Origin of the sequence: Actinomadura fibrosa (assembly GCF_900659615.1) — a bacterium.
GTDB classification, from domain to species: Bacteria; Actinomycetota; Actinomycetes; order Streptosporangiales; family Streptosporangiaceae; genus Spirillospora; species Spirillospora fibrosa.
In genome coordinates this window covers 1-19502 of record NZ_CAACUY010000050.1, presented here as the reverse complement: position 1 = coordinate 19502, position 19502 = coordinate 1, and the positions used below count along the sequence as shown (strand labels likewise).

Genomic DNA, 19502 nt, shown 5'->3' with positions numbered 1-19502 from the left:
TTCTGGCAGACGTGGAAGCAGTCGGAGGCCTGGACGACGTCGGGCGCGGCGTCCGTACGGCCTTCGCACTCGTCCCGACGCGGCCGTGGTACATGATCTTGGCGTCCGGATGCTCCCGCAGCCATGCGGCCAAGGTGTCGGCGGTCCGGCCGCGGGCAGTACATCGACCCGGGCGCCGGTCTCCGTGTTGACCAGAATCGTGGCGTATATGTGCCTCTTGCGGGTGGTGAAAACGTCCACGCCTCTGTACGCGTGGTGTGGCTGTCCGCGGCTGCCTGTGGCTGTCGGCGGCTGCCTGTGATTGCCTGCGGTTGGTCGGGTTGGCCGTGTAGTGCCCCAACAGTGTGTTTGGAGCTGACTGGGATGCCGGATGCTGGTGAGGCGTGCGGCAGGGCGCCCGGCCGGCGTCTGCGTGAGCCGGTCTGTTCTGGGGCGTGTGCGCGCTTGGTCTCTGGCGTTCGGCCTGCCACGCTGGTCCGCGACATTGGGCGGCGGCGTCCGTTTCACTGTGGCCGGTCGGTGGTGCTGGGCATACGAGGCCTGGTTTGCGGTTGGTCTGGGTCGCTCGGGTGATCAGGTGTGGCTCGCTATCACGAACGGGAGAAGGATGATGACCACGACCATCGACAAGGTGGCCTGGATCTACTTGCACGACGGCGAGATCCTGAGTACCCGATCGCGTGGCAAGGACGTCTATTACCTTCCCGGTGGGAAGCGTGAGCCTGGCGAAACCGACGTCGAGACCCTGGTACGGGAGATCGATGAGGAGCTCGCCGTCACGATCAATCCGACCAGTGCCGAGCACATGGGTACTTTCCGTGCCCAGGCGCACGGCCACGCCCACGGGATCGTGGTGCAGATGACTTGCTACACCGCCGAGCATGAGGGGACTCCGGTCCCCAGCAGCGAGATCGAAGAAGTCGTGTGGCTCGCCTATCGCGACCGCGACCGTGTGTCACCCGTTGACCAGATCATTTTTGACCATCTGCACCGGATCGGCCAGCTTCGCTGACTCGGCGGCTCCATCCCGTCTCACCTTCCCATGGCGAAGGATGGAGCGACTTGCACGGCGGTGGGGGTGTTGGCTGGGCGGCGTGGCTTCGAGGCGCAACGTGCCAATTGTTGCGTGCGGCGACGCTGCGCTCGACAGCGGCATGCGGTGGGTCGTCGACTTGGTCGAGGACGATCAACTACCTGTACGGCTGGCTGGACTGGGCGGTCAGCGTGGCCACAGCCCGCTCTGACGACGAGCGGCTGCTGGTGGGCGTGGGCGCAGAGCCGGGTACTCGGTCTGTGAACCGGCGTTCCGTTCGGCGGCGGCACCGTGGGCGACGGAGCACCGGTTCCCGTCTTGGCCGAGCGCGATCTCGCTTGGGCGCTGGTTGAGCTCGACCTTGGCCGCGAGGAACAGCGACCGCTGGCGGGGTGAATGATCGACGCGTTTGTGCCTTGGATGCGGGACGGGCTGCGGGACGGCAGTGCGGCGGGGCGGGCAGTGCGGCGGTGGCGTTCGCGCGGGTTGCTACGGGCCGTGCGTGACGGGTGGCGGGGCGCCGGTGTGGCGGTGGCGTTCGCGCGGGTCGCTACGGGTCGTGTGGACGCTCTCTGGGCGCTCTCTGGCGCCGTGTCTCCGGCTGTGGGACTGTGCGGCCGATGTCTTGCCCGTCCAGGAGGTAGGCGGGATGGTGGGCGTCATATCGGGGGCGTGGCCCGTTGGTGGGGACGTGCTGGCCGTTGCGCCTGGTCTGTGGGCGTCCGCTACGGGCTCTTCTGGACGACGTCTACGGGTCGATCGGAGCCCGTCGCTAGCCGGCTGGTCTTTTGCGGATCTCCGTGGCGGGCGCCGGGTGGACCGTGCCATTCCATGAGGAGGACGGTCGCGTCGTCTCCCAGGCTGTTGACGTGGTCGTCCAGCAGGGTGCGGATCAGGCGGCGCAGCGTCTCCGGGATGGGGTAGCCGTCGGCCATATGGCGGATGACGAAGTCGACGAAGCGCTGGAGGCCGAACTCGCGGCCGTGGCGGTCGCGCGCCTCGGTGATGCCGTCGGTGTACAGCAGCAGCCGGTCACCGGGCTGGAGTTGCTCGGTGCACAGGGTGACCGGCACGTTCAGATCCATGCCCATGGGGTGGGCGGGCGGGCAGGAGAGCCTGCTGGTCCAGCGGCCCTCCCGGATGATCACCGGGGGGTGGTGGCCGCGGTTCACCCAGCTGAGCACGCCGGTCCGGGTGTCGAGATCGGCGAGGATGCCGGTGACGAAGCGGGTGTCCTCGCCGAACTCCTCCAGCAGGATGGCCTCGATGCCGTCGCTGATCTCGTCGAGCGGGGTGCCCTGGCGGCGCTGGTTGCGGCAGGAGGCCATCGCCAGGTTCGCGGTCACCCCGGCGATCACGTCGTGGCCCATCGCGTCGAAGACGGCCAGGTGGACGGTGTTGTCGGCGAGGGCGTAGTCGAAGGCGTCGCCGCCGATCTCGTAGGCCGGCTCCAGCACCGCGCCGATCGCGACCCGGTCGTTGGCGAACGTCAGCGGCGGCAGCAGGTTCCACTCCATCTCCGCCGCCACGTTCATGGGACGGGTGCGCACCAGCCGCGCGTAGGAGTCGCTGTACTGGCGGACGCTGCTCAGGATGAGGGCGATCAGCGAGGCCAGGTGTCGCATCCGCTCGATCAAGATGTTCTCGGCGGGCGCGTCCGCGGCGGCGCGCACGCGCAACACCCCGAGGCGCTCGGTGCCGTCCAGGAGCGGCACCCACCAGCACTCGCCGGGCGAGGCCTCGGCCTCACCGGACCCCTTGGCCGGCAGGATGCGGACCTGCTGGTATGCCCGTCCGGCGAGGCTGCCCTCGACCCGGCGCTCGGCCGGTGCCGCTCCCGCGTCCTGGTGGGCGTCGAGGCCGCGGCCGGTCACCAGGCGCAGCACCGTCTGCTGCATGTCGACGAGGTAGACCAGCACCTCCTTCAGCCCCGCCTCGCCGATGTGCTCGGCGATCAGGCCGGGCAGGCCATCGAACGATGTCAGGTGGCTGGCCTCCAGCAGTCCCGTCAGTGCCCGCTCGAATGAACGTTCATCGCTCATCGGCCCCCGCTCCCGTAACTGCAGTCACAGGAGCCGTACCCGCACCGCGGACATCGCGGTGCAATGATCCGCACAAATCTCCGAAACCGCGCTGTCCTCCGGTTCCGGCCGCGCGGAGACGTCCGTCGCCGCCTTAACTGTTTTGCCGTTTATATGGTGATTGCCGGGTAAAGGTGGCGCATGGTGGCGAACGAGGCCCGGGCCTCCCTGGGGATCTATCTGAACGATCATCTGGCCGGCGCGGCCGGCGGGGTGGAGCTGGCCCGGCGGGTGGCGCGGGTCCACCGCGGGTCGGACGGGGCGGAGCGGCTGGCGCGGCTGGCCGAGGAGATCGCCGCCGACCGCGGGGCGCTGCTGTCGATCGCGGGGGCGCTGGGGATACCGGTCCGCCGGTACAAGAGCGTGGCGATGTGGGGTGCCGAGAAGGCGGCGCGGCTCAAGCTCAACGGGCGGCTGCGCACGCGGGCGCCGCTGAGCGACCTGATCGAGCTGGAGGCTCTGCGGCTGGCGGTCGAGGGGAAGGCCGCCGGGTGGCGAACGCTGCTCGTCCTCGCCGATCGGGAGCCGGACCTGGACGCCGGTGCCCTGCGCCTGTTGCTGGAGCGCGCCGAGAGTCAGATCGCCCTCCTTGAGGAGTTGCGGCTCAGGACCGTCGACAAGGTCTTCGGCGACGCCGCGCCGTTGCCGGCCGAGACCGCCGTCGCCGAGTCCACTGCCGCTGGGACCGCCCGCTCCGAGCCGGAGACGTCCCGATAGAGGTGGTCGGCCGCGATCAGGCGCCGAGGGAAGGGACGCAGCCGTCGCAGGAGCGGTCTGCGGCTGTCCGGCCTGGGCGGCGGCCCGAGGCACTGGCGCGGGCCCAGGTGTCTTCAGTCTGATCGGCGGGGCGTGGCCGTTGGTGAGCGTGCGGAGCTTCGAGTGCGTTCTCGGCTGCGGGGAGGGTGAGTGGCTGGAGCAGACCGTGGCGGGGTCTGCTGATCACGGTCGGCTGGTCGCAGGTGTGGGCGGGCACCTCTCTGGACTGCCTGGCGCAGGCCCGGTGGATCGGCGTGGGTACGGCCGCGACGCTTCAGGCGATCGATCTTGTCCATGTGCCCTGCGGCAGGCTCTGCTGGACCTGCCTGCTGGACGCTGTTATGGAAGCGGAGGGCTCGTCGCTTAATAACGAGCGCGGGGTACTGGCTCGGCGCAGGGCCGAACGGCTGGCTGGCTGATGCGCCTCGACTTGGGTGTTTCATTCCGATTGACTGGGCAGGTGCTGGGATCACCTTCTCCTGCGCGGTGTTGGCGCGTGTCGCTCGGCAGCTAGGAGGCGGTACGGGCCGTAGCGGGGAGGAACGCCGCTGATGAGTACGTTCGTCCTGATCCATGGTGGGGGCGACGCCGGCTGGTACTGGCATCTGGTGGAGGCCGAGTTGCGCGCTCGCGGCCACGACACCGTCGCCCCTGGCCTTCCCGCCGGCGATGAGGTCGCGACCCTGACCGATTACGCCGATGCCGTGGTCGAGGCCGTCGGCGGGCGCCAGGACCTCGCCGTCGTGGGGCATTCGTTCGGCGGGTTCACCGCGCCCTTGGTCGCCGAGCGGCTCAGGGCCAACGTGCTGGTCCTGGTCGCCGCGATGATTCCGTCTCCGGGGGAGGCTCCCGGGGACTGGTGGTCCAACACCGGCTACCACGAAGCCGTGCGGGAGCAGGCCGCCCGTGACGGCGGCGCTACCGGCAACGACGACCCGTACATCAGCTTCTACCAGGACGTGCCGCGCGAACTGGCCGACCAGGCGATGCGCATGGAGCGTGCGCATCCGTCCGCGGCCTCCATGAACGCTCCCTGGCCGCTCAAGGCCTGGCCGGACGTCCCGACGAGGTTCGTCCTATGCGAGCAGGATCGGTTTTTCCCACCCGCCTTCTTCCGTCGGCTGGTGCCCGAGCGGCTCGGCATCGTGCCGGACGAGATCGCCGCCGGGCACTGCGTCGCGCTCAGCCGTCCGAAGGACCTGGCGGATCTGCTGGAGGGGTACACGGACGTTCCCTGAGGCGGGTCGTCCCTGGGGCAAGCCGTCCCTGGGGCAGGCCGTCCCTGAGGCGGGTCGTTCCTGAGGGCGGGTCGTTCCTGAGGCGAGTGTCCTTGAGTCAGGTCGTTCCTGGGGCGGGTCGTCCTTGAGTCAGGTCGTCCTTGATGCGGGTCTTCCTTCAACTGGTCGTTTTTGAGGCGGGTTGTCCTTCAGTTAGGTGGTTCTTGAGTTTCGTCTGTGCGTTGCTTGGCTGCCCATGGTGTGGGTGATGGGCCCTTTGGAGTGGGGACGGCGCTCAGGTGTCGGCCCCCGAGGTGGTGGTTTCTGGATGCGGTGGCTTGAGGTGGACGGGCCTTCGGGGGCTACGGACGTTCAGGGGGCGTGACCTTCAGAGCGTCATCTTCAGGGTGTGTGTGGGCTTCAGGGTGTGGTGGGCCTCCCGGGTGGGTGTCGCGGGGATTGGGGCGGGCTTGACGGGTCAGGCCCGTTTCGGGCCGGAGCGTCGGCCGGAGGGGCGCCGTTTCGGCTGCTGGTGGCCCGCTAGGGCCGCGTGGAGGCGGTCGCGGGCCTCGGTCCGGGACATCGTGGGCAGGCGGTCCGGCAGGCAGGCCGCCAGGTTGGGAGGCGCATCGACCAAGCCGTCGTCGTCGACGACCGCGCGGTCGCCCTTCCATCCTCCGAGGAGGATCGCTGAGACGCCACCTGGGTGGCGGGCGAGGAGGTCGCGGATGCGGGAGGACTCGTTCTCGCAGTCGGCCACCAGGAGGAGGCGTCGCCCCTGGGTCACTCCGGTGCTCTTGCGGATGGCGAGCTCTGTCTCCAGGTAGGCGAGTGCCGCGTCGAGGTTGCCGGGGATGAACAGCCCCGCGGGGGCGTCGTCGAGGAGTTCGTCCTCGTCCAGCCCGAACAGGATGGTCGCGTCGGAGCGGGGGATGACGAGGAGCGAGGTGTCGCCATGCTCGCTGAGTGCGGCCAGGGCGAGCAGGCGGGCCGTGGCGACCGCTCCAGGGCCTGAGAGCCCCATGGCGGACGTGGCGAAGGGGTCGAGGGCCGGTCGGTAGGTGAGGTGGACGGTGTGCGTCCTGGGGGGCGGTACGACGGGAGCCGCCGTCAGGAGAGGACTCGCGGTCGCGGCGGCGTAGATGCGGTGCCGGAAGGGGTAGCAGATCGCGGCTGCGGCGGGGAGGAGGAGGCCCAGCAGCAGTACGGGCTGGAGGGAACGGGTGCGCGACTCCTGGTCGGCGGCCTGTTCGCGCACGCGGGTGGGGGCCGGTGCGGGAGAACTCTCGGTCGGAGGGGGCAGGGCGGGTGACGCGGGCGCTGCGGGCTTGGTGGGGCTGGGCCGTGCCGTTCTGGTCGGCTTGGGGACCGGCTTCTTCGCCGGTCTGGGAGGCGGGACGCGGGTCTCGGTCTCCGGAGTCGGTGCGGGGCGGCTTGGCCGAGGCGCGTCCGGGCCGCGGTGCGTACGTCTCTTCATGGATTTCTCGTACATCGCCAACCAGGCCTCCTTGCACATCCGGGCGGTGTACCAGTCGCCGATGCCTCCGGGATGGCGGCAGATGGACGGTATGGGTCTACGGGGATCGGGCTCGCTCTGCATGGCCGCGCCGGCCGGTGCGGAGAAGCCGAGCGAGATGGCACCGGCCATCGCCGTGCAGCCCAGGACTCCGCAGGTGCAGCGGAGGATCTCGCCGACGACGTCGGTCAGTCTGGGATCAGCCAGGAAACGGTTCATCTTCGCCCCGGGGGATCGCGTTGGTCACCGTGAATGCCGATCGTAGTCAATTTGGCTACGCAGCGTTGAACATTGGTGACAGTCGATTGTCTTGATCGATCGACGGCGGTCCATCGGGGTGAGGGTGGTGCTCCCACTCGGGCATCGCGGTGCGACTACCCGCCGGACGCGAGGAAGCGTGGGTCACCGCCTGCCGGGGGTCGGAACGGGCGTTGTCTCAGTGGGCACACTGGATCGTCGGCCGATGGGCGGATGCTCGGCGCGCTCGCGCTTCGAAGCCTGTGTCGCCGACATCGCTTCGGAGAAGGCGACGCCTCGTGGGCGAGGGTCGCGTCGGGCCGGTCGGGGACCTGAGCACGTCGCTTCGCGTAGCTCACCTTGCGGGTTTCTGGGCGGCGGTTCCTCGCCTGTCGGCAGATGCAACTCACTCTGCGGATGCATCACCGCGGCACCCGGTGATGCACCTGTGGCCGCGAGGCCGGAGCCCGGTCGGTGACGTTCCAGCCGTTTCATGCGGCTTTGGGAAGTGGGGTGTCGGCCGGGGAACTGAGGACGTCGTAAAGGCCGAGCGGAAGTGCGTCGCCCCAGAGCCATTCGTTGAGCGTCCCCTCGAAATCGTCTGGGGCGCCTACGGCGAGGAGGCGCGGGGTCACGAGGTCGAGGCGGGCTTGGAAGGGGGTGGAGGAGGTCAGGCGCTCGCGGCGGGTGGATCCCCAGAAGTCTTTGAAGTCGCCTTCGGTGATGGCGATGTGCGCGTCGATCGTGCGGGTGGAGGCCGCGGGACCGGTGCTCAGCCAGGACCAGTGGTCGGTCAGCAGGCGCCGGGCCGCGGTGCGCAGGACGTTCAGCGCGGCGAGGTCGTGCGGGCAGGCGACGTCCGTGATCTGGAGTTCGGGGAGGCCGAAGCGGCGGAGACCGCGGGTCCGCAGGTGGACGCAGGAGCAGCCGTTCACGCCTTCGGGGTCGCGTTCGGGCTCGGGTGCCGTACATCGGCCGTTCGCCCGGAACGGAGGCAGCACGTCGCCCAGCCAGTCGTCGGCCAGGACGAAGCTCGTCCGTTCGGCGGTGGGAGGGGCGAGGATGTGCCCGGTGACGAGGTCGGCGGCGACTCCTCCGGTGGCGTTGGCGAGGGCGTGGGCGGCGGCGCGGGCGACCTGGACGGCGCGGGGCTGGTCGGTGATCGGCGCGCAGGCGGTGACGACGGCGAACTCGTCGGCCTCGTGGAAGACCCGTTCGGCTCGCCGCTGCTCGGGGAGTGCGGCTCGGATGCGGGTGGGATCCCACCGGAGGCAGGCGAGGTCCTCGTGTCTGACCTCCAGCTGGGCTGTGCCGAGCCGTCCGGCGAAATGTGCCGCGAACGCGGCAGACGAGTCGCGCAGGAGCAGGGCGGGCAGGTCGTGCGGTACATGTTCGGCCGCCACGGCGAAGCGCGCGGTCGTGGTCGACGGGACGGGAAAAGTGATCGTAGCCATTGCGCCGTTCCTTCCTTGCCTGACGAGGACACGGCCAGCATGTGTCCGCCGGTGTCGGCGAGACCTCTAGAACCTCGTTCTGTGGATATCTCTTCGCGGTGAGGGACGTCCGGGGGCGACACTGAGGCCATGGAGATCAAGGGCGAACGGGTGGTCCTGCGGCCGGCGACCGGCCAGGACGCGGAGAAGCTTCACGAGATCGTTCGCGAGCCGGCGGTGGCGGCGTGGTGGGCGCCGCTGGAGGGGTTCGAGGGCATGCTCGCGGTCGTGCATGACGGTGAGGTCGTCGGGGCCATCCAGTACGACGAGGAGCTCGACGAGGATTACCGTCACGCGAGCATCGACGTCTTTCTGAGCGGGCGGCACCAAGGGCGTGGCCTCGGCACGGACGCGGTGCGGACGCTCGCCCGGTGGCTCGTCCAGGAGCGGGGGCATCACCGCGTCACCATCGACCCGGCGGCGGCCAACGCGGCGGCGATTCGTTGTTACGGGAAGGTGGGGTTCAAGCCGGTCGGCATCATGCGCGAGTACGAGCGCGATCCGCTGACGGGGGAGTGGCGGGACGGGCTCCTGATGGACCTGCTGGCGCGGGAACTGGCCGATTGAGCGGCAACCGCCGCGCCTGCCGCAGGCCTGGTGGAGAGTGCTTCAGCTCACAAGGTGATCCCTGGACGGCGAGCCCGGTCGCAGCCAGGGCCGATGGCGCGCTCCAGTGAGCTTCGTCCGGGAGTGGACCGCAGGGCGTTATCCGTGGGACCGCCTGGGCCGGAGAACCGGACCGGAACACCGCTCCCACTGGGGTTCAAGGACCGTGTGTCTAGTTCCGACACGCCGCTCACCGTGGAAAAGACCAGCTTCGGCCGATTTCGCGTCGAATCGCGCGGCATCACGGGCGTAATTGGGGGGAATGTGTACGTTGGGTAGATCAACACTGCTGTGAGCTGCGGGGACGGTCCCGCCGCCCAGCTTCGGAACAGGAGGTCTCCGTGACCCGAACGCTGTCGAGGGGCACCCGCGTCACCGGTGCCGAACGCACCCAGCTCGCCGCGGAGCTCGCGCCGCGCTACGCGGCCGGCGAGAGCATCCGCGACCTGGCGGCCGAGACGGGCCGTTCGTACGGATTCATCTACAACGTCCTGAAGGAGTCGGGCGTCCCGCTGCGCGGGCGCGGCGGCAACACCCGCCGCAAGAAGGACCAGTAGCTCCCAAGCCGCAAGGATCGATCGCATGACCGGACGTCCCCCTCGCCCCCCGGGGGGACCCCGAGCGCTAGGAACGGCGAGACGCCCCGGTGACCTCGGAGCGCCCGTTCAGACTGGCGAGGTCTGCCGCCGCCCGTCCGGCCACCCAGCCCTCGTAGTTCGAGACCGAACCCGCCCTGCTCCTGGCCAGGTTCGGGAACATCGTGTCGACGGCCCGTTCGACGGCCCGGTCGCGTGCGGCCAGCACGGGAAGCAGATCCTTCCCGCCTGACCCCGCCGCCGCCCGGCTTGTCGCCTCTCCGGCCGCCTCCCGCAGCCGCTCCCCGATGCGGGCCGCATACGCGTTGAGGAAAGCGTGGCGGAACGAACGCGTCCGCGACCGTCCCCGCTCGTCGCGCCTCGGCCCCGCGTGCACCATGGCCGCTGTCGCCTGCACCAGCAGGGACGTGAACAGCATCTCCACCGCCGCCAGATCGGCCGTGAAGCCGAGGACCGTGGAGAAGCCCAGCTCCCGGTGCCACACGGCACGGCACCGGTTGGCGTCCGCCACGACCGTCAGCAGCACCGCCTTGGGCGCGTCATAGGGGTTGTCCACCGCCACGCGGCGACCGGCGGGGCCGCCCTGGTCGCCTGTCTCCGCGGCCAGCAGCGCATGGTCGATGCTGTGGCGCGCTATGAGCTCCTGAGCGCGCGCGCTCAGGGCCTCGGCCTCTTCAGGAAACTCCGTCGATTCGGCCTTGGCCAGCAGAGCCCGCACCTTGGCGAGCATCCGCTGATCGACCTCGCGGACGCGGGCCTGCGGCGGGGCCGAGGTCTCCGTGCGGGGCGTCCCTGGCCGCGAGCCGATGCTCGCCAGCCTGGGCAGGCCTTGCAGGAGGTGGAGGAGCTCGACGGCGCAGGCGACCATGACGGCGCGGTCCACGCGCTCGCGCCCGCACCACGCGGCCGGGTGCTCGTCGTCGTCCTCCCACCAGACCTCGGCGCCGAGGGCCGCGAGCTGCTCGCGCCACTGGTCGTCCACCGTCGCGGCGGAGTAGGCGCGCATCTCCGCGGCGATCGCGTCGGCCGCCAGGCGCCCGTGCCGGGCCGTGTAGCGCCGTCCGGCGAAGCGGACGACGTCCGCCGGCTGCCAGTTCCGCTCCCACGCCGCGGTGATCCCCTGCCGCAGCCGCCCGGCGAGGCAGCGGTCGACGGCGCGGGCCCATCCGCCGGGCTCCGGGCGCCCGGCCAGCTCGCCGACCAGGTACCGGAACGCGGCACCGTCCTCCCGGGCGACCGCGCGCACGGCCTCGGCCGTCAGCTCCTCGGCCGCCTCCGCGAGCGAGGGCCCGCTCGACCTCGTCCCCGCCTCCCCGGACCGTGGTCGCCACCACGCCTTCCGCACCGGTACTCCCGTCGTCGAGGCTTCGCACTTGGCCCGACGATCCTGCCACGCACGCGTCCGTTCCCGTGCGGGGACCTGCTCCCGAACCCGGAGTTCGCCGATCGTTCGCTTGGGACGCCGCCACGTCCGAGCATCACCCGGCGTCCGATCACAGGAGGCCGTCCGCCTCCTGTACTGGGGTCTTCCGCTGGACTCACGGACTGTGCGGCCCCGGCCGGCGCGACCCGGTCGCGCCGTGTTCAGGTGGGGGACTTCTCCCCTTCCAGTGGCGGCAGTTCGGCCATGGCGGGGGAGTCCTCCCAGATGCGCAGGGCCCGCCAGACCTGCTTGCTGACGGGGTTGATCAGGCCGATGTCGGAGCACAGCTCGCGGACGTTGGAGACGGCGCGGGAGATGAGGCGCTGGGAGTCCTCGGCGGCCCAGTAGGTGTGCTTGAGGACCTCGTCCGGGATCTGGAAGCGGCGGCCCATGGCGGCGGGCGGCGTGAGGATGAACAGGGCGCCGAGCTTCATGGTGGGCGGGACGGCGAGGCTGAGGACGAACCGCTGCGGCGCGGGCATGCGGGGGACGCGGCGGCGCAGGAAGCGGTGCGCGAAGGAGATGTGGCGGGCCTCCTCGGCGACGTGGATCGTCATGATCCGGGTGAGGATCGGGTGGCGGGCGGAGCCGTCGCGGAGCATGCGGCGCTGGACGTGGTCGATGGGCTCCTCGCCGGCGAGGACGAAGAAGAAGAACAGGGTGGGCGCGAAGACGCTGAACGGCTGGGTGAGCTCGCCGAGGAGCCGGACCGGCCAGGGCATGCCCTCGACGGGCGTGCCGCTGCGGTTGACGAACTCCTGGAACATCATCCCGTGATGGCCTTCCTCGATCATCTCGTGGTAGACGTACCGGAACTCGGGGGAGTCGTTGGGCAGGCGGTAGGCGTAGGTGAGCAGGCCGCGCTTCAGCACGTTCTCGAACTGCATGCCGACCTTGCAGACGTTCGCCTGGCGCCACAGCCCGATGCGGGCCTGGACGTCCTCGGGCTGGGCGAGGTACCAGGGGTGGGAGCCGAGAGGGTCGACCTTCGGGAGGATCCAGCGCGGGTCCTCCGGGTCGATGGCGCTGTCGGGGTCGTCCCAGGGGATGTCGGCGTACGGCTCCCAGTGCTTCTCCACCGACGCCTTGGAGAGGCGCCGCAGGGCCTTCTCGTACACCGCGTCCTGCTCGTCGGTCTCCGGGGTCCGTGCTCGGGGCATGACCGCTCCCTCCACCGTCGAAGATGCGGGGACCTGGCGTCCGCCGGCTTGACGTGTTCGGGCCGTGCGCGGGTGTGGGCGCCCCTGGCCGCGGTGGCGGGTACCGGGCCCGTGGGGCGGGCGCACGCATGTCAACGTAGGTTCGGCGGTCGAGGACGGTCAACGGCGCCGTCGCGCCGCGTGCGCGCCGGGACGGGGGCGGCGGCCTGCGGCGATCGCGGGGCGTGCGCGGGCCGGGTCCGGCGAGATGGCCGGGGGCGGTCAGAGGACCGGATGTCCGAAAAGTGGTGTCAGCTGATGCTGTGTCCGTCTCCGCGCATCTCGTCGACGACGACGCTCTGGTAGTCGCGGGAGGTGTCGGGCACGTAGCTGAGGCGGGCGAGCGCCTTGCCGTCGGCGTCCCTGATCTCGAAGTGGTAGCCCTCCGCGGGGTCGCCGACGTGCGCGGCGGCCTGGTCGTGGCGCAGCCGGCACATCGTGTCGACCTTCTCGAGCGCGATCTTCAGGCTGCCCGCGTCGCTGATGAGCCGCGCCGGCTCGCTGGTCTCCCAGATCTCGAACATGCTCGCGTCCTGTCGGCGGTCGGTCGGAAAGGAACGGGCGGGTCATTCCTGGCGTCGGGGACAGCTTGAACCGGTTTGGTGGATCTTTCAATCAGTGCGGATATCAGATTGATCACCATTCGCAGCCGGGCACGCTCGCAGCGTCATGACGGCGCGTGACCGCTCCGGCGGCTTTCCCAGCCTAGTGCGGCCCGGATAGGGTCGGAGGGTAACCGAATGTCATTCGGAAGGGGTCGCCGTGGGATACCGCGTCGTGTCCATCGTCCGTGACCACGCGCGCGAGCGCGGGGCGGCGCCCGCCCTCACCGGGGACGGCCGCACCGTCGGCTACGCGGAGCTCGACGAGCGCTCCAGCTGGGCCGCGCGCGCCCTGGAGGCCGCGGGGCTCGGATACGGCTCGCGGGTCGCCTACGTCGGCAAGAACGCGCCGGAGTTCTTCGACGTGCTGTTCGGCGCGGCGAAGATCGGCGCGGTGACGGCGCCCGTCAACTGGCGGCTGACCCCGGCGGAGATCGCGGCGATCGTCGCCGACGCGGAGGCGGCGGTGACGGTGCTCGACGCCGAGTTCGCGTCCCTGGCCGGCGACCTGCCGGGACGCGTCGTCCTGACGGGGGACGGGTACGAGCGCTGGCTCGCCGGCCATCCCGCCGACGACCCGGGCTTCGTCGGCGAGCCCGGCGACATCGTGGTGCAGCTCTACACGTCGGGGACGACCGGAGTCCCGAAGGGCGTCCAGCTCAGCAACGCGAACTTCGAGGTGGGCGAGCGGATGGCCGCCCGGTGGCGGCTGGACGGCTCGTCGGTGAGCCTCGTCCCGATGCCCCTGTTCCACATCGGCGGCAGCGGCTGGGCCCTCGCCGGGCTGTACGCGGGCTGCCGGCAGGTGCTCGTGCGCGACATCGACCCGGTCGCGCTGGTGGACGTCTTCGAGCGCGAGCGGATCACGAACGCGTTCATCGTCCCGGCCGTGCTCCAGTTCATGTGCCAGGTGCCGGGCGCCGCCGGACGGGACTACTCGGCGCTGCGGGCGATCACCTACGGCGCGTCGCCGATCACGTCCGAGGCGCTGCGCCGCGCGCTCGACACGTTCAGGGCGCCGCTGTTCCAGCTCTACGGGATGACGGAGACGACCGGCGCGATCGTCCAGCTCGATCCCGAGGACCACGATCCCGGGGGGCCGCGCGCCCGCCTCATGCGCTCGGCCGGGCGCCCGTACGCGTGGGTCGAGGTGCGGATCACCGAGCCGGGCGGGGACGCGGAGCGGGCGCCGGGGGAGGTCGGCGAGGTGCTGGTCCGCTCGGCGCAGAACACGCCGGGGTACTGGAAGCGGCCCGAGGAGACCGCGCGGCTCCTCGCCGGGGACGGCTGGCTCCGCACGGGCGACGCCGGCTACGTCGACGACGAGGGCTACCTGTTCCTCACCGACCGGATCAAGGACATGATCGTCACCGGGGCCGAGAACGTGTACCCGATCGAGGTGGAGGAGGTCCTCGCCGCCCACCCCGGCATCGCGGACGTCGCGGTCATCGGCGTCCCGGACGAGCGGTGGGGCGAGACCGTCAAGGCCGTCGTGGTCCGCGCGCCCGGTGCCGGCCTCGATGCGGACGAGGTCATCGCCTACGCCCGCGAGCGGCTGGCCGGCTTCAAGCGGCCCCGCTCGGTCGACTTCGTCGAGGCGCTGCCCCGCAATCCGAGCGGCAAGATCCTCAAGAAGGACCTGCGCGCCCCCTACTGGGAGGGCCTGGGCCGCACCATCGCCTGAGCCTCCGGGGCCCGTTCGAGGATCACACGGGTTCGGCGACTTCGACGCGGGCCTCCTTGGCGGCCGGTTCGGCGAAGCGGAGAAGCGCCTCGCCTTCGGTGGTCAGAGCCGCCAGGGCGGACGAGGGGAGGGGCTCGAAGGGGCGGAGGCGGAGCGTGGCGATCCTGCGCTTGTACTCCAGCTCCCAGGTGCCGTGGGCGAAGCCGTCCCAGAGGAAGACGGCCCGGACGCGGAGGTTCTTCGTCGTGAGGGACGGGCGGTGGGCGTCGGCGATGATCCGCCTGCGGTCCGCGTGGGCGAGGACGAGGCTGTCGAACTCCGGCAGGAAGCGCGCCGGAGCGGGGACGTCCTCGGCCGGGCGCGGCGCGTCGGGCAGGTCGAACAGCTCGCGGCCCTTGTCGTCGGCGAAGACGCGGAGGCCGGGGCGGAGCCGGTCGAAGACCTCGCCGAGCGCGGGGAGCCCTGACCAGGTCTGCGCGTCGGCGGCGGACGCGGGGCCGAAGGCCGCCAGGTAGCGCAGCATCAGGGAGTCGAGCGCGGGGGGCGCGAGCGGAGCGTCCAGCCATGTGTCGGCCAGGGCGAACCGGGAGGTCCGGGGGAAGCCCCACCGGTCCTCGGTGGGGACCATCACCAGCGGCACGCACATCCGTACGGCGTAGCCGAGGGCGCGCTCGTTGACGTCCGGGAACCCCTCCTGGAGATGGGCGCGCACCTCGTTGAAGGTGCGGGGCCCCTCCTGGAGGAAAGCGCGTGCGGCAGGCACGACCTGTTCGAGGTCGAGGCCCGCGGCGCGGTCGCCCAGCACGCGCATCGCGGTGTCGAGCATCGGCTGCATCGTCGTGCGGAACGCGATGTAGTCCGACGCGGTCACCAGGTGCAGCGTGGCGCGCATCATCGTGGCCCGGACGAGCGACCGATCGTGCATCGCCGTGTGGAGGTCGGACGCCTGGAAGCCGTCCACGCGCGTCCACAGACCCAGGAAGGGCGGCTTGGGTTCCTGCGCCTGCATGGCGCACAGGCGTGCGACCGCGTCGGCGACCGGGATCCGCTCCCGGGCGAGCAGGAGCTGCCGTGCCAGCGTGGCCCTGTTGAGAGTCTGGACACTGAGGGTTTCCGCCATGGCGACCGTCATTCCTGGGAGACAGCGAGCAGGCCGACACTACTCACTGCGGCGGACGTTCCAGCGGAACGGGAACGGCGCGGTCCTAGGGCGGCGGAGTGGCCGCGACCTCGGCGACGACCTCCCGGACGCAGCGGCGCAGCCAGGCGTGGGCGGGATCGGCGTCGTAGCGGACGTGCCAGCCCATCGACAGGTGCAGCGGCGGCAGTTCGAGCGGGACCGGAACCCGCTCCAGGCCGAGCCGGTCCACCAGGCGGCGATGGAGCCGCTCGGACGCGAAGCCCATGAAGTCCGTCTCCTGGACGAGGAGCAGGGCCGTGCTGACGTTCGGCACCGTGCCGGCGAGGCTCCGGGAGCGGCCCATGCCGGCGAGCAGTTCGTCCATGGGCCCGGTCAGGCGGCCGCGGCGGGTGTTGACGAGCTGCGCCGCGGCCGTCCACTCCGCCAGCGACGGCTCGCGGCCCGCCAGGGGGTGGCCGGGCCGGACCACGGAGATGAAGCGGTCCTCCAGGAGCGGTTCGATCCTCGTGTCCGGGTGCTCGCCGATGACGCCGATCTCCAGGTCGACGGTGTCGCGGCGCAGGGCGTGGGTGTCACGCGGGCCCTCGGCGAGGAACCGCAGCGTGACGTCCGGCGCCTCGCGGTGGACGCGCTCCAGCAGCGGGCCGCCGATCACCGCGACGGTGCCCTCCTCGGCCTGGAGCGTGAAGGCGCCGGTCAGCGTGGCCGGGTCGAGGTCGCCGCCGGCGGAGAACAGCGTCCGCGCGCGCTGGACGAGCTCGTGCACCTCGGCGCGGACGGCGAGCGCGCGCGGCGTCGGGACCATCGCTCGGCCGGAGCGGACCAGCACCGGGTCGCCGAGGGCCTTGCGGATCCGTCCGAGCGTCCGGCTCATCGCCGGGCCGGACAGGTGCAGGCGCTCCGCGGCGCCGGTCACGCTGCCCTCCTCCAGGAGGGCGTCCAGCGCGACGAGCAGGTTCAGGTCCATTCTGGATTGCACTGGACGCACTCCTCGACTGCAAAAGATGCATTTGAAGGCAAGTCAGGGCCAGCCTACGGTGGTGTCAGGCGGAGGGTGCGCGGCCCGGGACATCCCCCCTCCGCCCGATCACGGCGCGTTCACCGCGCCTTCCGAGCTCACCTGAGCGAACTCCGAGCGAACTCCGAGGTACCCCCATGTCGATCGATGCTGCCCGCGCTTCCGCGTCCCCGGGGCACGGAAGCCCCCCGGCGCGCGGGATGGCGCCGCTGATGTCGGCGTGCGTCGTGCTGGTGGTGGCGATGGTCGCCGCCATCAACCTGGCCATCCCGAAGCTGTCGGCGAGCTCGCTGGACCCCTCGTCCACGGAGCTGCTGTGGATCGTGGACTCCTACGTCCTCGTGTTCGGCTGCCTGCTGATCCCCGCCGGAGCCCTCGGCGACCGGTACGGCCGCAAGGGCGCGCTGCTCACCGGGCTCGGCGTGTTCACGGCCGGATGCCTGGTGTCGGCGGCGGCGCCCGGCGTCGCCGTCCTGATCGCGGGCCGGCTCGTGACCGGGGCCGGCGCCGCGCTGATCATGCCCGCGACCCTGTCCCTCCTCCTCCAGGTCACCGAGCCGGCGAGGCGGCCCCAGGCCATCGCCACCTGGACGGCCGCCACCGGCGTCGCGGGCGCCGTCGGGAACCTCGGCGGCGGCGCCGTGCTGGAGTGGCTGCCCTGGCAGGCCCTCTTCGTCGCGGGGGCGCCCCTCGCCGCCGTGCTCGGCGTCCTCGTCGCGCGGCTCGCCCCGCGCGGGGACCGGCATCCCGCCGACCTGGACCTGCCCGGCGCCGCGCTGCTCACCGCCGCGCTGTTCGCCCTGCTGTTCGGGATCATCGAGGGGCCCGAGCGCGGCTGGGCGTCCGCGCCGGTGCTCGGCGGCTTCGCATGCGCGGCCGTGCTGCTCGCCGTGTTCGTCGGGCACGCGCTGCGGGCCGCGCATCCGCTGCTCGACCCGAGGGTGTTCGCGATCGCTCCGCTGCGCGCCGGCGTGCTGGGAGTGGGGCTGTCGTTCTTCGGCCTGTTCGCGCTCTTCTTCGTCAACGCCCAGTACCTCCAGTACGCCAAGGGGTTCTCGCCGCTGGTCACCGGCATCGCGATCGCCCCGCTGGTGGTCGGGATGATCCTCGTCTCGCGGCGCAGCGTCGGCCTCGCGCGGCGGTTCGGAGCCCGTCCCGTGGTCGCGGTGGGGATGGTGACGCTCGCCGTGGGCCTCGGTGCGCTGTCCTTCGCGGACGCCGCGACGCCCTACTGGCTCTATGCGGGCATCCTCTTCGTGATGTCGCTCGGCATGGGCCTGTGCGTGCCGCCGCTGTCGGTCGGGGTCATGGCCTCGCTGCCGCCGGCGCGGTCCGGCCTCGGCTCGGGGCTGAACGGGGCCGCGCGGGAGATCGGCAGCGCGCTCGGCGTGGCCGTGCTCGGAACGGTCCTCACCGGCCGGTTCGCGGACGCCCTGCCGACCGCGCTGGCGGGCCACGCCCACTCGGCGGGCGAGGCCCTCACCGTCGCGGACGCCGGCGGCGGAGGGGCGGCGACGCGCGCGCAGGTCATCGACGCCTTCACCGGCGCCATGTCGGCCGGGTACCGGGTCGTCGCGGTCATCGTGCTCGCCGCGGGACTGCTCGTCGCGCTCGGCGTGCCGGGACGGGACCGCGCGGCCAGGTGAGATCGCCCCCTGGCGGTGGCGGCAATGGAGATATATCGTGTCTCGTCGACGGACGAGATATATCGTGACCGAGGGAGTGGGTGTGGCGACGGAACAGCGTGTCCCCGCGCGCGGGGTCCGGAAGAGGCTGCTCGACCTGATGTTCGTCCGCGGCCGCGTCGAGGACGTCCGGCCCGCGCCCGGCCGGATGCGCTGGATCCGCCTCGGCGGGGTGCCCGGCCTGGAGTGGACGCCCGGCCAGCAGGTCCGCGTCCATGTCGCCGACATCACCGCCGCGCGGACGTGGGTCAGCGGCGCCGTCCGCAACGCCCTCCGGACGTACTCGGTGTGGGACTACGACCCGTCCGCCGGCGTCATGGAGCTGTGCGTCATGGACCATCCGGGGGACGGGCCGGGGGCGCGCTGGGCACGGAACGCCCGTCCCGGGGACGAGGTCGTCTTCGGTAAGCCCGAGGGGAAGTTCGCGCTGCGGACCGGCGCGTACCACCTTTTCGCCGGAGAGGAGACGGCGTCGGTCCCGTTCGGCGCCATGCTGCGCGCCCTGCCGGCGGACGAGGCCGTGTTCGGGGCGATCGAGACCGCGCGGCCCGAGGACGCGCTCCCGCTGCCCCGGGCCGCGGAGCTGTCCTGGTGCCATCGGGGCGACGCCGCCGCAGCGTCGTCCGGGGTCCTCGTGGACGCGGTGCGCGCGCTCGATCTCCCGGACGAGCCGGGGACCGCCTACGTGGCGGGGGAGGCGCGCACCGTGCAGGCCGTCCGGGCGCACCTGGTGGACGAGCGGGGCTGGCCGCGCCGGTCGGTGCAGGTCAAGCCGTTCTGGACGCCGGGGAGGCGCGGCCTGGAGTGATCCTCAACGAGCGGCGGCGGCCGGGGTTACGGGCCAATATTTTCCAGAATGCACGTGCATCAGCCCTTGCACCTGCACGCCATTCCTAGCAGGATTGCCCCGGACCCCCGCACGTGAACTCCCCGGAGATCGCGATGACCGCACACTTGAACGACAGCGACCGACAGGCGCTGCGGCTGGCCCAGGATCTCCGTGAGGAGATGCGGGCGGCGCTCCCGCAGCTGGCAGCGGCCCCCTCGGTCTCCCCATTCGTCGACCAGACCGGGACGCCGAGCGTCCTGCTCCGGATGGACGCCGACACCGCCCGCGCGCTGATGGCCGTGCTGGCCGAGCGGCGGATCGAGCGGGCGGGAGCGCCGCCCGCGCAGAGATCGGAAGAGCGTCGTGTAGGGAAAGAGTGTAGATCT

The 19502-nt window shown here is 71.5% G+C and carries 17 protein-coding genes; 9 read left to right on the top strand and 8 right to left on the bottom strand.

The window, feature by feature from the left end:
• Positions 1-610 precede the first annotated feature (610 nt).
• Positions 611-1012 carry an NUDIX hydrolase gene (locus E1300_RS19145; RefSeq protein ID WP_131758386.1) on the top strand — a complete coding sequence of 134 codons (402 nt, stop codon included), beginning with the start codon at positions 611-613 and terminating at the stop codon, positions 1010-1012.
• A 746-nt stretch (positions 1013-1758) separates the two neighbouring features.
• Here E1300_RS19145 and E1300_RS19140 read toward each other — a convergent pair.
• Positions 1759-3075, bottom strand: coding sequence for a PP2C family protein-serine/threonine phosphatase (locus E1300_RS19140; protein WP_131758385.1), 1317 nt, complete (start codon positions 3073-3075; stop codon positions 1759-1761).
• A 180-nt stretch (positions 3076-3255) separates the two neighbouring features.
• On the opposite strand from E1300_RS19140, the gene E1300_RS19135 reads away from it, so the two are divergent.
• Positions 3256-3831, top strand: coding sequence for a hypothetical protein (locus E1300_RS19135; RefSeq protein ID WP_207399845.1), 576 nt, complete (start codon positions 3256-3258; stop codon positions 3829-3831).
• A 590-nt stretch (positions 3832-4421) separates the two neighbouring features.
• Entirely contained in the window at positions 4422-5108 is a 687-nt protein-coding gene (locus tag E1300_RS19125; RefSeq protein ID WP_131758384.1) for an alpha/beta hydrolase, read from the top strand.
• 457 nt (positions 5109-5565) lie between these two features.
• Here E1300_RS19125 and E1300_RS19120 read toward each other — a convergent pair whose 3' ends face one another.
• Together E1300_RS19120 and E1300_RS19115 are read right to left on the bottom strand one after the other, a co-directional pair.
• The gene (locus E1300_RS19120; protein WP_131758383.1) at positions 5566-6345 is read right to left on the bottom strand and encodes a hypothetical protein; all 780 of its coding nucleotides are present in this window, start codon (positions 6343-6345) and stop codon (positions 5566-5568) included.
• Between the two features lie 986 nt (positions 6346-7331).
• Entirely contained in the window at positions 7332-8294 is a 963-nt protein-coding gene (locus E1300_RS19115) for a hypothetical protein (RefSeq protein WP_131758382.1), read from the bottom strand.
• Between the two features lie 129 nt (positions 8295-8423).
• Between E1300_RS19115 and aac(6') the strand changes: the two genes are divergently transcribed.
• Complete coding sequence (gene aac(6') / locus E1300_RS19110; RefSeq protein WP_131758381.1) at positions 8424-8900, top strand: aminoglycoside 6'-N-acetyltransferase; 477 nt, start codon at positions 8424-8426, stop codon at positions 8898-8900.
• 380 nt (positions 8901-9280) lie between these two features.
• The gene (locus E1300_RS19105; RefSeq protein ID WP_131758380.1) at positions 9281-9496 is read left to right on the top strand and encodes a helix-turn-helix domain-containing protein; all 216 of its coding nucleotides are present in this window, start codon (positions 9281-9283) and stop codon (positions 9494-9496) included.
• Positions 9497-9563: 67 nt separating this feature from the next.
• On the opposite strand, the gene E1300_RS19100 is transcribed toward E1300_RS19105, so the two are convergent.
• The 3 genes from E1300_RS19100 to E1300_RS19090 all read right to left on the bottom strand — a co-directional run bounded on the left by E1300_RS19100 (position 9564) and on the right by E1300_RS19090 (position 12681).
• Positions 9564-10880, bottom strand: a complete 1317-nt coding sequence (locus E1300_RS19100; RefSeq protein ID WP_207399844.1) for a DUF2786 domain-containing protein — start codon at positions 10878-10880, stop codon at positions 9564-9566.
• A 239-nt stretch (positions 10881-11119) separates the two neighbouring features.
• A complete protein-coding gene (locus E1300_RS19095; protein ID WP_131758379.1) occupies positions 11120-12118 on the bottom strand; it encodes an AurF N-oxygenase family protein in 999 nt (332 codons plus the stop codon).
• A 290-nt stretch (positions 12119-12408) separates the two neighbouring features.
• Positions 12409-12681, bottom strand: a complete 273-nt coding sequence (locus tag E1300_RS19090; RefSeq protein WP_131758378.1) for a hypothetical protein — start codon at positions 12679-12681, stop codon at positions 12409-12411.
• Positions 12682-12934: 253 nt separating this feature from the next.
• Between E1300_RS19090 and E1300_RS19085 the strand changes: the two genes are divergently transcribed.
• Positions 12935-14443: a long-chain-fatty-acid--CoA ligase gene (locus E1300_RS19085; RefSeq protein ID WP_207399843.1), complete on the top strand. Its 1509-nt coding sequence runs from the start codon at positions 12935-12937 to the stop codon at positions 14441-14443.
• A gap of 22 nt (positions 14444-14465) precedes the next feature.
• On the opposite strand, the gene E1300_RS19080 is transcribed toward E1300_RS19085, so the two are convergent.
• The gene (locus E1300_RS19080) at positions 14466-15563 is read right to left on the bottom strand and encodes a winged helix DNA-binding domain-containing protein (protein ID WP_131758376.1); all 1098 of its coding nucleotides are present in this window, start codon (positions 15561-15563) and stop codon (positions 14466-14468) included.
• An 85-nt stretch (positions 15564-15648) separates the two neighbouring features.
• Positions 15649-16563, bottom strand: a complete 915-nt coding sequence (locus E1300_RS19075; RefSeq protein ID WP_207399842.1) for a LysR family transcriptional regulator — start codon at positions 16561-16563, stop codon at positions 15649-15651.
• Between the two features lie 176 nt (positions 16564-16739).
• Here E1300_RS19075 and E1300_RS19070 point away from each other — a divergent pair, with 176 nt between their 5' ends.
• The 3 genes from E1300_RS19070 to E1300_RS54335 form a co-directional block, all read left to right on the top strand.
• Positions 16740-18248: an MFS transporter gene (locus E1300_RS19070; RefSeq protein WP_131758375.1), complete on the top strand. Its 1509-nt coding sequence runs from the start codon at positions 16740-16742 to the stop codon at positions 18246-18248.
• A gap of 82 nt (positions 18249-18330) precedes the next feature.
• Positions 18331-19095 carry a siderophore-interacting protein gene (locus E1300_RS19065; protein WP_207399841.1) on the top strand — a complete coding sequence of 255 codons (765 nt, stop codon included), beginning with the start codon at positions 18331-18333 and terminating at the stop codon, positions 19093-19095.
• Positions 19096-19241: 146 nt separating this feature from the next.
• On the top strand, positions 19242-19502 hold a 261-nt coding region (locus E1300_RS54335), incomplete at its 3' end, for a hypothetical protein (RefSeq protein ID WP_131758374.1).